The organism is Acidovorax sp. 59, assembly GCF_002754175.1.
Taxonomy (GTDB): domain Bacteria; phylum Pseudomonadota; class Gammaproteobacteria; order Burkholderiales; family Burkholderiaceae_C; genus Acidovorax; species Acidovorax delafieldii.
Map to the genome: position 1 here is coordinate 2,160,456 of NZ_PEET01000001.1, position 13,870 is coordinate 2,174,325.

A 13,870-nucleotide genomic window follows, 5' to 3' on the forward strand; every position below is an offset into this window, starting at 1 on the left:
CAGGCTTGCTTGACCTGCATCAAGCAAAACCCGTCATGGGGCCGCAGCGGGCTGCAAGCGCAGCAACCGTCCCTGTGGGCTGTCGGTCAGCAGGTACAACAAGCCGTCTGGCCCCTGGCGTACGTCGCGGATGCGCTCGCCATTGCCTTGCAACAGCCGCTCCTCCTTTTGCACCTTGCCGCCAGACACTTCCAGCCGGTGCAGGGTGCCAAACTTGAGCGACCCGACGAACAAACTGCCCTGCCACGCCGTGCCGTAGCGCGTGCTGGTCAGAAACGCCATGCCCGAAGGGGCGATGGACGGTGTCCAGTGGTGCAGTGGCTGTTCCATGCCGGAGCGAGCCGTGCCCTCGCCCATCTTTCCGCCGCCGTAGTTCTCGCCGTAGGTGATGACGGGCCAGCCATAGTTGCGCCCGGGCTGGGGCAGATTGATTTCGTCGCCGCCCTGCGGGCCATGTTCGTGCATCCACAGCTTGCCGTCGGGGCCCATCGTGGCGCCCTGGGGGTTGCGGTGGCCGTAGCTCCAGATCTCGGGCAAGGCGCCGGGCTGCTTCACGTAAGGGTTGTCGGGCGGCACTGCTCCGTCGGGCGTGATGCGGATGACCTTGCCGTGGTGATTGTCGAGCTTTTGGGCGTCGTCCTTGCGGTGGTAGCGCTCGCCCAGCGCCACAAACAGGTTGCCGTCGCTGGCCTGGGCAATGCGGCAGCCAAAGTGCAGCGCGCTCTCCACCTTGGGCCGCTGGCTGAAGATGACGCGCACCTCCTGAAGGCTGCTGGCGTCGGCCGACAAGGTGGCGCGCGCCAACGCCGTGCTGTTGCCTGCCGCGCCGCCCGCTGCGGGCTCGGCAAAACAGAAGTAGATGCGGCGGTTACGGGCAAAGTCGTTGTCGGTCACCACGTCCAGCAGGCCGCCCTGCCCGCCTGCCGCCACTTGCGGCACTCCCGCCAGCGCAGGCCCCACCTGTCCGACCGCGCTGACCACGCGGAGGCGCCCCGGCCGCTCGGTCACCAAGAACTGACCGCCCGGCAAAAAGGCCACCGCCCAGGGGTGGACCAGGCCGGCGGCCACCGGCACCAGCGACACCGCCGGCGGCGGCACGGGGACGCCTTGGGCCTGGCTGCCTGCGTGCGCACTAGCTGCTATCAAACATATAGCTACCCGTGCTTTGTTCACTAGCACTACCTGCCGATTTAGAGTCCAACCCATGCTCTCAAGCTCCTTTTGGCCCATGGCCTTGCCACCGACCGCACCTGGGGCGGAGGCAAGCCGGTCTGGCGCGCATCTTGCAAGCGGCTTTTGCCTGTGAAAACACTGCGCCCATCGATTTATCTGAATCAAATCAACAGCTTGCAAAAATGCTTATTTTTGATAAATAACCATACCGTGTTACCCTTCGCCCCCATGTCCAGATGGTTTTGCATCCTCATCCTTGCCTGCGCCACCGCTGCGCATGCGGCGCCCCAGGGCACCAATTCTGACGATATGGACCGCTTGCTCGCGGACAAAGGGCTGTTTACCCGACTCGAAGACGTGAGCCACAAGGTGGCTGACAAGGCCCAAACCGTGGCAGGCCGCGCGGGTGACCTGGTGGTCAACGCCATGGGTTTTTTGGGCGTGCCCTACAAGCGTGGCGGCAACAGTGCCGAGACCGGCTTTGACTGCAGCGGCTTTGTGCGCGCTATCTACGAGCAGACGGTGGGGCTTTTGCTACCCCGCCGTGCTGATCAGCAGGCAGCCGCCACCCAGGTCATCGACAAGAAAGAGCTGCAACCCGGCGACCTGGTGTTCTTCAACACCATGCGCCGCAACTTCAGCCATGTGGGCATTTATGTGGGGGACGGCAAGTTCATCCACTCGCCCCGCAGCGGCTCGGAGATCCGGGTGGAAGACATGGGCGTCGCCTACTGGGCACGCCGCTTCAACGGCGCGCGCCGTGTGACGCCGAGCGAAGGTGTCGAGAGCGCCCAGGCACCCCAGGCGCAGAAGTAAATCGTAAAACGCTCCCGGCCTCCCTCATTGGCGGGCCGTGGTGATCAGGGCTTGACCACGTACACCGTCTCGGTGCTGCGGATCGGGCCGCCAGTCACATTGACCGGCCCGGCAGACGGATCGCCCCGCAGCAGCGCCTTGGCTGCTGCCATGTCAGCCTGATAACGCGCCCGGGCCTCGGACTCACACCGCTTGCGCTCCGCCGTCGGCATGGCCCGGCACTCTTCCAGGCTCACCTTGAGCCCGCCCCCCGCTTCACGAATGGCCGACTGGTAGCGCTGCTGCGGCGTGGTGTCAGGCACGGCACCGCGCGTCAGGGATGCCTCGTCGCTTTGCGCCTGGGCGGCAGTGGGAAACGACCACACACCGCCCAAGGCCATGGCGGCCACCAATACGGCGGCTGGGCGAGCCACCAACCGGCTCCATGACGAGCGCTGGGCCCCAGCCGGTGCAACGGAGTACGAAATGAATGGGGTGGGTGACATAGTGAACATGGTGGGTACACCTTTCTGTCTTGAGAGAAGTCTGCGGCAGTTGTGGGTACGACAAGCACCCCACCACCCTTTGCGAGCCTCACTGTAGCCCCGGGCGCAACCTGCGCGGCGCCAGCACCGGCCGCGCTACCATGTCGGACACCACCCACAGGGCGTTGCCATGCACCACACCCCCGCGCTGCCCCCCGATGCTGCGACTGCGCACGACAAGGGCTATCTCCGGCGCCTGCTGTCAGAGCGCAACCAGACCCCCACCAGCGGCACCGGGGCGATTGACGCCGCCATTGAGCAGGCGTTTGTGCGCAGTGTCGCCATCCTGGTGCTGGACATGTGCGGCTTCTCCCGCATCACCCAGCGCCACGGCATCATTCACTTCCTGGCGATGATCCACCAGATGGAGCAGGCAGCGCGCCCCGCCATCGAAGGTAACGGCGGTGAGGTCATCAAGCAGGAGGCCGATAACCTGTTTGCGGTGTTCGCCACGCCCGAGCAAGCCCTGGAGGCCGCGCTGGACACCCTGCGCGCCCTGGGCGCCATGAACACCGTGCTGCCGCCCGAGCGGACGCTGAACGTGAGCGCAGGCATTGGCTTTGGGCCCACCCTGGTGATTGCACGCGAGGACCTGTTTGGCCCCGAGATGAACTGCGCCTGCAAATTGGGCGAAGACATTGCCACGGCCAACGAGATCCTGCTCACCGAGGCGGCTTGGGCCAGCCTGCCGAACGGGCGCTACGTGTGCTCGCGCACCGACCACCAGATATCGGGCATGGACTTGCATGCGCACCGCTTTGAGCGCTGCCTTTTTGAACGCCCCCTGCATCCGTGGGACTCCACGTCCCACCGCGTCGCTTTGCCTGGGGGACGCTGACAGGGGGCATTGTCCGACAGCGCTTTGACTGCCCCATCTGTAAAGTGACTCTATCGTCTGAACCAACTATCAAGGGGAAAAACATGCTGTCACTTCTGGGGATGTTGCTGATTGGTTTGGTGGTGGGCTTGATTGCCCGTGCCGTCAAACCCGGGGACGACAAGCTTGGCTGGATCATGACGGCGCTGCTCGGTGTAGCCGGCTCGTTTCTGGCCAGCTACGTGGGCATGGCCATGGGCTGGTATGCGCAAGGCGACAGCGCTGGCTGGATCGCATCGGTGCTGGGCGCCGTCGCTCTGCTGGTGGTGTACGGCCTGGTCAAGGGCAAGTCCTGAGAGGTCCTGGATCTTGCCCCGCTCGCTGAGCTGCCCGCCATCTGCGCTTTGAATCACGCACTTTCGTCCTGTCACCCTCCATCACGTTGTCACCCATGCCCACCTCATTGCAAATGGCCGCTGGAGACCCTGAACTGGCCGCGGTTGTACGCCGCGCCCGCAAGCTGCTGCACCGCCGCGCCATGGTGGCGGCAGCGGCCAGCGTGGTCCCGGTGCCGGGGCTGGACTGGGCGGTCGATGCCGCCCTGCTTTCCCGCCTGATCCCACAGATCAATACCGAGTTCGGCCTGTCGGCCGAGCAGATCGACCAGCTGGATCCAAAAAAGCGAGAGCAGGTGCAAAAGGCGGTGGGCCTGGTGGGTTCGGTGCTGATCGGCAAGCTCATCACCCGCGAACTGGTCATCCGTGCCACCCAGACGGTGGGCTTGCGCCTGAGCACCAAGCAGGCAGCCAAGTACGTGCCCCTGGCGGGACAGGCCATCGCGGCCACCCTTGGCTACGCCACCCTGCGCTACCTGGGCGAGCAACATCTGCGCGACTGCATCCGCGTGGTGCAACAAGCCCAGCTGCGGTTGCCGCCCCCCGTGGAGTCCTCAACGGTCAAGCGCTGACCGCAGGAGCCGGGTGTACAGAGCCAAAAAAGGGCCCGAGGGCCCTTTCCGCTTTATTGCAGCGTCGCTCAGGCCGCGCGTCAGCTGGCCGAGCAGACAAAGCTGCTGGCGTCTTCCACACTGCCCGAGCCCTTGTACTTGGCAAACTGCGGGTAGGGGCACAGCGGACGCGTGCGGTTGGGGAAGTCGGCGTTGGTGGGCAGCGCCTTGGCCGCGATGCTTTGTGGGGCAATGCCCTTCTCTACCCAATCCACCATGGTCTGGATCGAGTCGAAGTTGTCGGTGGCCGGACCGCCCGAGCAGTGGTTCATGCCCGGCACCAGGAAGGTCCGCGCAAAGTTCTGCGTAGCCGCCATGCCGCCGTTGTTAGCGGCCAGACGTTCGTAGTAGTCCACCGTGTCAAACGCCGAGAAGATCGGGTCAGACATGCCGTGGATGAACAGCAGCTTGCCGCCGCGCTGCTTGTAGGCCGCCAGTTTGTCGTCGGCATAGGTGTCGTAGACGGCAGAGTACGCGGCCATGCGTGCGGGGTCGGTATCAAAGTTGAAGGCCAGCGGGTTGAACGAGAGATCCGGCGGTGTGAAGAACTCGTTGACCAGGGCATCCACCATCAGTGTGATGTAGCGTGCGTCGGGCGTGGCCATGATCGAGTTACCCAGCGTCCAGGACCGCCAGCCGGGAGCCGCCAGCCCGGCATCCCACGGTTGGCCGGTGTACAGCGCCTTGCCCACGGAGTTGCGGGGCCCGGCAAACACGCTCTTGAGCGCACCCACCTGGGCGGACGACAGGCAGCTGTCGGTCTTGCCGCCCGTGCATTGCAGCACGGCGGGGTCAAACGCCTTGCAGGCATTGACGTTTTGGGCCAGGCCGTCCACCACGCCGTCGGCCGCGTCGCAGGTGGCATTGACTGCAGTGGCCACCAGTTTGAGGTCGCTGTTGCTGAAGGCCTTGGAGAGGATGCGGTTGCCACTGGCGTCTTGGGGCGCAATGGCGTTGAACTGGATGGTGTTCCACATGGCGGCCACCGTGGCACCGCTGGACACGCGCATAGCGGGCGCTCCGGCGGTGATGCCGTCAAAGTAGTCCGGGAACCGCTGCGAGAACATCATGCCCTGGCGCCCGCCGCCGGAGCAGCCAGAGAAGTAAGAGTAGTCGGGCTTGCGGCCGTAGCGCGTGCTGATGAGCGACTTGGAGGCCACAGCCGTCTTGTCGTAAGAGTTGTAGGCATGGTCGGTGCGCGCCTGCGGGTCGGCGCCAAAGCTGGCGCTGGTGCCGGTATGGCCCGCATCGGTGGACACCACCGCAAAGCCCTGCCCCAGTGGCGATGGCGTGCCGCCCGAAATGCTGGAGCTGAGCGAGGTGTCGCGCAGGATGCCGTCGTTGCCGCCCCCGCCGATGAACAGAAAGCGTCCGTTCCAGCGGTCGGGCAGGCTCAACTGAAAACCGATTGCATAGTTCTTGCCATCCACACCCACACGCGGATTGATGGCACCCGTGACCACACAGTGCCCGGGCAAAAAGTCGCCCGTGGCAGCGCCGCCGGGGCGGCGCGTGCCCGGCGGCACATAGCTGGTGGACAAGTTGGTGTTGCTGAGCTGCGCGTTGGTGCTCAATGCGGCGCAAGCGGCGGCCGGGTTGGCGCTCTCGGTCACCAGCACAGCGTTGCCGCCGCCGCAGGCACTGAGCAATAACGGCAGCAGCACGGCGGCGGGCAGCGCAACGCGTTGCGCGATGGGGGTATCCAGCGAAAGGGACGGCATGGTGGTCTCCTCGGTTGATCGGTCTTGTGGGGTTGAACCTTTGGCGCAGCAACGCCCGGCGACGGCCGTCAGGGCGTCGCTGAGGAAGGTGCGCGGATTTTTTGGTAATCGGACGGCGTTGCCCCTATCGCCTGGCGCCGCCCTGCGAGCGGAATGCGTAGCGCCCGGCAATCACTGGGCAGTGCCGACTCAGTCGGCCTTGAAGCCCGTGGCGGCCACGGCCTTGCCCCAGGTCACCGTGTCGGCCGCGATGATGCGGGCGAACTCCTCGCGGTTGGTGCCCGTCACGCGGAAACCAGCCTCTTCCATCTTGGCCTTGCCCTCAGGCGACTGCACGGCCTTGATGATGTCGGCGCTCAGCTTGGCGACGATCTCGGGAGGCGTCTTGGCCGGGGCCACGATGCCAAACCAGGAGTTGAACTCCAGGCTGGGGTAGCCCTGCTCCTTGATGGTGGGCACATCGGGCAGTGCGTTGGACCGGGTGCCGCCTGTGGTGCCCAGCGCTACCAGCTTGCCAGCCTTCACGTTGGGCGCAGCCAGGCCCACGCTGGCAAACACGCCCTGCACATCACCGCTGAACAGGCCGCCCAGCGCGTCGGTGGTGTTCTTGTAGTGCACCGGTTCGGGCTTGAGCTTCACGGCCTCGCCAAACATGAAGGCGCCAAAGTGCCCCGGGGTACCCGCGCCAAAGGTGGCCAGGAACAGGCCCTTTTGCTGCTGGGTCCAGGCCACAAAGTCCTTCACATTGCGCGACGGCACCTTTTGTGGGTTGACGAGCAACGCGAAGTCGGCGGTGACCACCTGGCTCACGGGCGCGAAGTCCTTTTGCGGGTCGTAGGGCAGCTTGTTGTAGCTGCTGGGCGCAATGCTGAGCTGTCCGGTTTCGCCCAGCATCAGCGTGTAGCCATCAGGGGTGGCGCGTGCGGCCTCGGTCGCAGCGATCAGGCCCCCGGCGCCGGGCTTGTTGTCCACGATCACGCCCAGGTTGCCCCAGCCTTCCGACAGCTTCTGCGCCAGTAGCCGCGCCACGATGTCCGGCCCGGTGCCTGCGGGAAAGCCCACGATGATGCGCACCGGCTTGTTGGGGTAGCCCGCCGTCTGCGCCAGGGCGCCAGTGGCGGGGGCCAGGCCCGCCACCACCGTGGCTGCCAGGCAGACGCTGCGCAGGGCATGCCGACGGGAGAAGCTGCGGGACAGGGTGCGGGTGAGCGTCGAAAAAGAGGTCATGACAAGGTCTCCAGGGTGTTGTTGTGTGCTATCGGTCATCAAAAAAAGTGAAATGCGTGACTGCTGTGCGGCTACATCAGCTCCCAGAACCGCATGGCTACTGCATCGGGAAACCGCGCACCGGTGCCCGTGAACATGCGCTCCCCGATCCATCGCAGTGTGGGAGACGCTGTCTCGAACTGGGGGCTGCAGCGAAAGTAGATCTGCGCCGGGTCCACCACCTCGCCACGCACCAGGCGCGCCATCAGCTCGGGCGGCCCGGACCGCACGGCGCGGTTTTGCACATAGATCAAGTCGCCACCATCCGCCTCCAGCGTGTAGCGCGCGTCCAGCTCGGCCAGGGTGTCGCTCACGATGAGCTGAAAATCCGCCCCGCCGGGCATCACCCGGGCCTGCCAGCCATCGCCCTGGGCCTTACCGCCCAGGATGGGGATGAGCCGACGCAGGCCGTGTACGGTGCGGCCCACCTCCTGGGGCACGCCCACCTCCACGCGCAGGTCGGCAAAAAATCGCAAACGGGGTTCCACAAAGTGCACGGGTTCGGTCATGGGCTCCATCTTTCGGGTGTCTGGCAGGCAAGCGGCCAGGGGCGGCGTGCACCCAGCCTGCTTGCGGGGTTGCACCTAGCGTAAATCCCGTGGCGCTTGACCCCTGTCATCCCTGAAGATGACAGCAATGACAAAGCCCACCCGGCATACCCCGCGCAACCCATGAGGCACTGGCTCCCTGCAAGCACATCCGGCGGCGGCATCACGCCCCCGCCCAACCTCACGGGCTCGGCCCTGGGCGCCATGGTTCACCAGCTGGGCGACGACGGGTTCGCCTGCGGCATGCTGCAGGAGCTGGCACCCGTGCTGCCCGCAGCGTCGTGGTCGGTGTACCGCACCGGGCGCCATTGCAAACCCACCTTGTTCATGTCGGCCAGTTACGGCATTCCCGACACCACGCAGGACTGCTGGTGGGCGTACCTGTCAGGCCCCTACCGCACCGACCGCACCTGGGGCCGCTCGCTGGACGAAGCCGCACCGGCCGAAGCGCCCACCCAGTTGTGCCACCTGACGGCGCCCGAGGTGGACGCAGAACACCGCGCCCGCGTATACGAGGCCCATGGCGTGGCCGAGCGGGTGTCGGTGGTCGAACATGAGAGCGATGGCTCGGTCTTTGCCGTCAACTTCTACCGCCACCAGCACCAAAAGCCGTTCCAGGACCGGCAGATCAGCGACTTTGAGGGCATGGCCCCGGTGCTGCTGGCGCTGACCCGCAAGCACATCGCCCTGGCCCAGCGCCCCGGGGTGTTGCAACCCGCACTGCAGCCCCCGCCACAGGCCACGGCCCCCGCGCTGTCCCACAGCCTGCCCGCGCTGCGCGAACGCCTGCTGCGCGCCCACGCAGGGCTGACCGAGCGCGAGCTGGACGTGTGCGCCCGCCTGCTGCAAGGCATGACGCAGGAGGGCATTGCCTGCGACCTGGGCCTGAGCCTTCCCACTGTCAAAACCTACCGCAACCGCGCATTCAGCCGCCTGGGCATCCACTTTCGCAACGAGCTGTTTGCACTGGCGCTGGGCACCCAACGCAGCGTTTAGACGAAAGGGCACGCCACGCATGGGCACAATGCCAGCCCATGCCCAGCCTGCCGCAGTCACCCGTTCCACCCACGCCCCCTGCAGGTCGGGCCCATGTGGTCGCGCAATGGGCCCAGGCCCTGCGCAACCGGGCTGACAGTGCCGCCCTGCAGCAGCTGCCCCCGCTGACCGACGCCGAGGCCGCGCAGGTCATGGCGCAGCTGCGGGGCGATGGCAGCCCCCCCCCGGGCCACGGCCCGGTGCCCAACACACCCGATGGCGTCGTCCCCGGCCACTTTCGCCCGCGCATCACCCTCATGACGCTGGGTCGGGGCGATGGTCTGCTGGGCATGGCGCCCCAGGGCAAACTGGGCCCGCGTGGTGACAGCGTGACGCTGGTGCAGATTGACTGGACCTACCGCACCGACGATGGCGCCACCTGGCAGACGCCGGCCCCCACCTCCATCCTCAACGCGCGCCCGGCCCCGGTGCAAGACCTCTTCGACACCGGTGGCCCGGTGGTGCGCATGCAGCGCAACCTGGCGGCTGAAGCCGACGCCATGGACCGCGTGTGGGACCTGGGCCTGACCCCTGTAGACCCCAAAAGCCTGCAGTGGCGCCACCGCGCAGCCGCTACCACGCTGGGCCCTGTGTGGACGCTGGCGCAGGAGGCGCACTTTGGCGACTTCTGGGCCGACGTAGTTCCCCAGCTGCGCACCGAGGGCTGGAGCGTGGTGGTACACCCCGGATTTGCGCACGAAAGCGTGCCCGTGTCGCGCTGGAAGCTGGTCATCGCCCCCGACACTGGCGAGCTGCTTGCCAAGGAAGTCGATGGCCCGCTGGACACACGCCAGCGCCCCGTGCAAAAACTCATGCTGCCTGAGCGCGAAGGCGCCTGGCTGCTCAGCCTGGGCATCGAGATCGACGGTGAAACGCTGGATCTGGCCCCCATGCTGGCCGACCTGCTGCGCCGCGACGCCCGCTGGCTCAACGCGCGGCAGATGGCCGCCATCGATGACATCGCCATCATTTCGCTGCGTGCGCCCGGCGGCAAGCGCATCGAGGCGCCTGCCGGGCCACTCAAGGCCATCGTGGGCGCCATGGTGGACTTGCTGACCGACCCCACCCGCAAACAGCTGAAGGACGGCGACCCGCTGCGCCTGGGCGCCTGGGAGGCCCGCCGCATCGAGGCCCTGCGCGCCGGGCTCGTGCAGGTGCACCGCGTGGGCACGGTGAATGGCTGGAACAACGACTGGCAGCTGCAGGGCGACGTGGGCCTGGCGCAGCTCGCCAAGCGCCTGCGCTCTATCGGTGCGCCCCAGCCGTTGGCCGCACCGCAGGGCCTGCAGTTGCAGCTGCGCCCCTACCAGCTTGAAGGCCTGGCCTGGCTGCAGTACCTGCGCGCCCAGGGCCTGGGCGGCATCCTGGCCGACGACATGGGCCTGGGCAAAACCGCACAGGCGCTGGCCCATGTGCTGACCGAAAAGGAGGCAGGGCGGCTGAAGCGACCAGCGCTGGTGATGCTACCCACCTCGCTGCTCTTCAACTGGCAGGCCGAGGCCGCGCGCATGGCGCCCAGCCTGCGCGTGCTGGCCCTGCATGGCGCCGACCGTGGCAAACGTTACCTGCACATCGCTGACCACGACCTGGTGCTGACCACCTACCCACTGCTCTGGCGCGATGTGGATGCGCTGACCGCCGAGCCCTTTCACTTGCTGATCCTGGACGAGGCCCAGATGGTGAAAAACGCCGGCAGCCGCAGCGCCCGCGCCCTGCGCAAGCTGCAGGCGCCGCACCTGCTGTGCCTGACCGGCACGCCGCTGGAAAACCACCTGGGCGAGCTGTGGGCGCAGTTCGACTTTTTGATGCCTGGCTTTCTGGGCGATGTGCGCAGCTTCAACGCCCGCTGGCGCAAGCCCATCGAGGAAAACGGCGAAACCCTGCGCGCCCAGCTGCTGTCGCAGCGTGTGCGCCCCTTCATCCTGCGCCGCCGCAAGCAGGACGTGGCCACCGAACTGCCGCCGCGCACCGAAACCATCCTGCGCGTGCAATTGCAAGGCAAACAGCGTGAGCTGTACGAGGCCGTGCGCACCACCGCCGACAAACAGGTGCGCCGCGCACTGGAGCGGCAGGGTTTTGAAGGCTCGCAAATCGCCATCCTGGACGCGTTGCTCAAGCTGCGCCAAGTCTGCTGCGACCCACGATTGGTCAAAGGCACCACGAAAACGGCGCACTCGATGGAGCGCGCCAAGCTCGAACTGCTGGCCGACCTGCTGCCCGCCCTGGTCGATGAAGGCCGACGCGTGCTGGTGTTCTCGCAGTTCACCGAAATGCTGGGCCTGGCGGCCGAGCTGCTCGACACCCTGGCCCTGCCCCACCTCACCCTGACGGGCCAGACGCCGCCCCGCCAGCGCGGAGCGGTGGTGCGGCAGTTCCAGGCACAGGGCGACGCAAGCGCCGCCATCCTGCTGGTCAGCCTCAAGGCCGGTGGCCTGGGCCTGAACCTCACGGCCGCCGACACCGTGATCCACCTGGACCCCTGGTGGAACCCCGCCGTCGAAGAACAGGCCACCGCCCGCGCCCACCGCATCGGGCAAGACCAGCCGGTGTTCGTCTACAAGCTAGTGGTGGAAGGCAGCATTGAGGAGCGCATGCTGGAGCTGCAAGCCCGCAAGGCCGCGCTGGCCCAGGGCGTGCTGGGTCACGATGCCGAGGGCGCAGTCAAATTCAGCGAGGCCGACCTGCACGCCCTGCTGGCGCCCCTGACCGAACCGGCCAACAACCCGCTGGGCATCCCCGGCGAAGACGCGCTGCGCTGGGGCGGCACAGGCAAACGGCGACCCCGGCCACTGCAGCCACCGGAAACCTGATTTTTGGGCGTTTTTTCCTTGTAGCGCTGGTAAATCATGCGCTGGCAGCTATCAATAAATGAGCACACTCATCCGTGCGGTGAGCCTTGCGCAAAAGCGCAGAATTCAAAAGCAAGCTTCGGAGTGCGCCCCACAGCCTCCGTCCCTAGAGTGCATGGCATTGCAACCCACCTAGTGAGCCGTGCACCATGATGAACGTGTCCACCCTTCTGCCCCAAAGCGCCCCCATGCCCACACGCCACCGCCCCAACACCAAAGCCGCGCAGGCAGCCGCCACCCAGGCCGACCCGCGCTGGGCGGCGGTGGTAGAGCGCAGCACTGGGGCCGATGGAACGTTCTGGTACTCGGTGCAGACCACGGGCGTGTACTGCCGCCCCAGCTGCGCGTCGCGCACACCCCGGCCGGAGAACGTGCTGTTTCACACCAGCTGCGGTGAGGCGGAGCGCGCCGGGTTTCGCCCCTGCCAGCGCTGCAAGCCGCGCCAGGCCACCGCACTGTCGCACCACGCGGCGCTGGTGACGGAGGCCTGCCGCATCATCGAAAGCGCCGCGCCCGGTCAGGCACCCACCCTCGATGCACTGGCAGCACGTGTGGGCCTGAGTGCCTCGCACCTGCACCGCATCTTCAAGCAGGCCACGGGCCTCACGCCCAAGGCCTATGCGGTGGCCCAGCGCGCGCAGCGGCTGCGCAGTGCGCTCGACAGCCCGACCACGGACTCGGTGACGGACGCCATCTATGGCGCGGGCTACCAGTCCAGCAGCCGGTTTTACGAACAGTCTGCGCAGGTGCTGGGCATGCGGCCCAGCCACTACCGCGCGCGGGGCGCATCGCAAGACATCCGCTTTGCCATCGGCCAGTGCTCGCTGGGGGCGATTCTGGTGGCGCAGAGCGACCGGGGCATCTGCGCGATCTTGCTGGGCGACGACCCCGACGCGCTGCTGCGCGAGCTGCAGGACCGGTTTGCGCAGGCCCGACTGATTGGCGGCGACACCGCGTTTGAAGCCCTGGTGGCGCAGGTGGTGGCGTTTGTCGAGGCCCCGGGCCTGGGGCTGAACTTGCCGCTGGATGTGCGCGGCACCGCGTTCCAGCAGCGGGTGTGGCGGGTGCTGCAGGCCATCCCGGCCGGGCAGACGGCCAGCTATGCCGAGGTGGCCCAGGGCATCGGCGCGCCCACTGCCGTGCGGGCCGTGGCGCAGGCCTGTGCGGCCAATGCGCTGGCGGTGGCCATTCCCTGCCACCGGGTGGTGAAAAGCGATGGCGCGCTGTCGGGCTACCGCTGGGGCGTGGAGCGCAAACGCGCCCTGCTGGCGCGCGAGTCCGACGCAGAAGCGGCCCCGCTGCTGGCGGAGAAGGTGGCATGAGCGTGGCGGCTCTTTACGGCCCGGGCACGCTGGCGGATAGCGTGTGGCACCAACGCGCGGCCACCATCGACTGGCAAACCGCCAGCGAGGCCCTGCGCCAGCAAGGCAATGCCGTGCTGCCCCAGTTGCTGAATACTGCCGAGTGCGCCGCCCTGGCGCAGTTGTACGGCCACGCGCAAGAGGGCACCTTTCGCAGCCGCGTGGTGATGCAGCGCCACGGCTTTGGCCAGGGTGAATACCGGTACTTCAGCTACCCGCTGCCCGATCTGGTGGCGGGTCTGCGCGGGGCGCTGTATCCGCATCTGGCCCCCATCGCCAACCAATGGAACACCGCGATGGGCGTCGACGTGCGCTACCCCGCGCAGCATGCCGACTTCATCGCCCGTTGCCACGCCGCCGGCCAGATGCGCCCCACGCCACTGCTGCTGCAGTACGGGCCGGGCGACTACAACTGCCTGCACCAGGACCTGTACGGCGAACATGTGTTTCCGCTACAGGTGGCTATCCTGCTGTCGGAGCCGGGACGAGACTTCACCGGCGGCGAGTTCGTGCTGACCGAGCAGCGCCCGCGCATGCAGTCGCGTGCCGAGGTGGTGCCGCTCTCGCGCGGCGACGCCGTGGTGTTTGCCGTTCACCACCGCCCCGTGAAGGGCACGCGCGGGCCCTACCGCGTGCAGATGCGCCATGGCGTGAGCCGCTTGCGCAGCGGGCAGCGGCACACGCTGGGCATTATCTTTCATGATGCTGAATGAGGTTGTCACCGCCAAAGCCGTTGCAGGCAGCCCCTCGCCAA

At 67.0% G+C, this 13,870-nt stretch carries 13 protein-coding genes; 8 read left to right on the plus strand and 5 right to left on the minus strand.

What is annotated here, in order from left to right; all coding sequences use genetic code 11:
• Window positions 1–33: 33 nt before the first annotated feature.
• Window positions 34–1,206 carry a PQQ-dependent sugar dehydrogenase gene (locus tag CLU87_RS09710; protein WP_099732114.1) on the minus strand — a complete coding sequence of 391 codons (1,173 nt, stop codon included), beginning with the start codon at window positions 1,204–1,206 and terminating at the stop codon, window positions 34–36.
• Window positions 1,207–1,401: 195 nt separating this feature from the next.
• Between CLU87_RS09710 and CLU87_RS09715 the strand changes: the two genes are divergently transcribed.
• Window positions 1,402–1,989 (plus strand): C40 family peptidase, encoded by a 588-nt coding sequence (locus tag CLU87_RS09715; protein ID WP_099730316.1) that lies wholly within the window; start codon window positions 1,402–1,404, stop codon window positions 1,987–1,989.
• A gap of 44 nt (window positions 1,990–2,033) precedes the next feature.
• Here CLU87_RS09715 and CLU87_RS09720 read toward each other — a convergent pair whose 3' ends face one another.
• Complete coding sequence (locus tag CLU87_RS09720) at window positions 2,034–2,474, minus strand: hypothetical protein (protein ID WP_233193751.1); 441 nt, start codon at window positions 2,472–2,474, stop codon at window positions 2,034–2,036.
• Between the two features lie 169 nt (window positions 2,475–2,643).
• Here CLU87_RS09720 and CLU87_RS09725 point away from each other — a divergent pair, with 169 nt between their 5' ends.
• From CLU87_RS09725 to CLU87_RS09735, 3 genes are all read left to right on the plus strand, one after another.
• The gene (locus tag CLU87_RS09725) at window positions 2,644–3,351 is read left to right on the plus strand and encodes an adenylate/guanylate cyclase domain-containing protein (RefSeq protein WP_099730317.1); all 708 of its coding nucleotides are present in this window, start codon (window positions 2,644–2,646) and stop codon (window positions 3,349–3,351) included.
• 83 nt (window positions 3,352–3,434) lie between these two features.
• A complete protein-coding gene (locus CLU87_RS09730; RefSeq protein WP_056062936.1) occupies window positions 3,435–3,686 on the plus strand; it encodes a GlsB/YeaQ/YmgE family stress response membrane protein in 252 nt (83 codons plus the stop codon).
• A 95-nt stretch (window positions 3,687–3,781) separates the two neighbouring features.
• Entirely contained in the window at window positions 3,782–4,297 is a 516-nt protein-coding gene (locus CLU87_RS09735) for a hypothetical protein (RefSeq protein WP_056065019.1), read from the plus strand.
• A gap of 80 nt (window positions 4,298–4,377) precedes the next feature.
• Here CLU87_RS09735 and CLU87_RS09740 read toward each other — a convergent pair whose 3' ends face one another.
• The 3 genes from CLU87_RS09740 to CLU87_RS09750 form a co-directional block, all read right to left on the minus strand.
• The gene (locus CLU87_RS09740) at window positions 4,378–6,057 is read right to left on the minus strand and encodes a DUF6351 family protein (protein ID WP_099730318.1); all 1,680 of its coding nucleotides are present in this window, start codon (window positions 6,055–6,057) and stop codon (window positions 4,378–4,380) included.
• 189 nt (window positions 6,058–6,246) lie between these two features.
• Window positions 6,247–7,284 (minus strand): tripartite tricarboxylate transporter substrate binding protein, encoded by a 1,038-nt coding sequence (locus tag CLU87_RS09745; RefSeq protein ID WP_199170814.1) that lies wholly within the window; start codon window positions 7,282–7,284, stop codon window positions 6,247–6,249.
• A gap of 71 nt (window positions 7,285–7,355) precedes the next feature.
• Window positions 7,356–7,832 carry a DUF3237 domain-containing protein gene (locus CLU87_RS09750; protein WP_056744740.1) on the minus strand — a complete coding sequence of 159 codons (477 nt, stop codon included), beginning with the start codon at window positions 7,830–7,832 and terminating at the stop codon, window positions 7,356–7,358.
• Between the two features lie 162 nt (window positions 7,833–7,994).
• Between CLU87_RS09750 and CLU87_RS09755 the strand changes: the two genes are divergently transcribed.
• The 4 genes from CLU87_RS09755 to CLU87_RS09770 all read left to right on the plus strand — a co-directional run bounded on the left by CLU87_RS09755 (window position 7,995) and on the right by CLU87_RS09770 (window position 13,829).
• On the plus strand, window positions 7,995–8,867 hold the full coding sequence (locus tag CLU87_RS09755; RefSeq protein ID WP_233193752.1) for a LuxR family transcriptional regulator: 873 nt from the start codon (window positions 7,995–7,997) through the stop codon (window positions 8,865–8,867).
• A gap of 38 nt (window positions 8,868–8,905) precedes the next feature.
• Window positions 8,906–11,716, plus strand: a complete 2,811-nt coding sequence (locus CLU87_RS09760; RefSeq protein ID WP_099730320.1) for a DEAD/DEAH box helicase — start codon at window positions 8,906–8,908, stop codon at window positions 11,714–11,716.
• A 227-nt stretch (window positions 11,717–11,943) separates the two neighbouring features.
• Window positions 11,944–13,077 carry a bifunctional DNA-binding transcriptional regulator/O6-methylguanine-DNA methyltransferase Ada gene (gene ada / locus CLU87_RS09765; protein WP_199170815.1) on the plus strand — a complete coding sequence of 378 codons (1,134 nt, stop codon included), beginning with the start codon at window positions 11,944–11,946 and terminating at the stop codon, window positions 13,075–13,077.
• Window positions 13,074–13,829 (plus strand): 2OG-Fe(II) oxygenase, encoded by a 756-nt coding sequence (locus CLU87_RS09770; protein WP_099730322.1) that lies wholly within the window; start codon window positions 13,074–13,076, stop codon window positions 13,827–13,829. The genes ada and CLU87_RS09770 overlap by 4 nt, the downstream gene beginning before the upstream one ends.
• The last annotated feature ends 41 nt before the right edge of the window (window positions 13,830–13,870 follow it).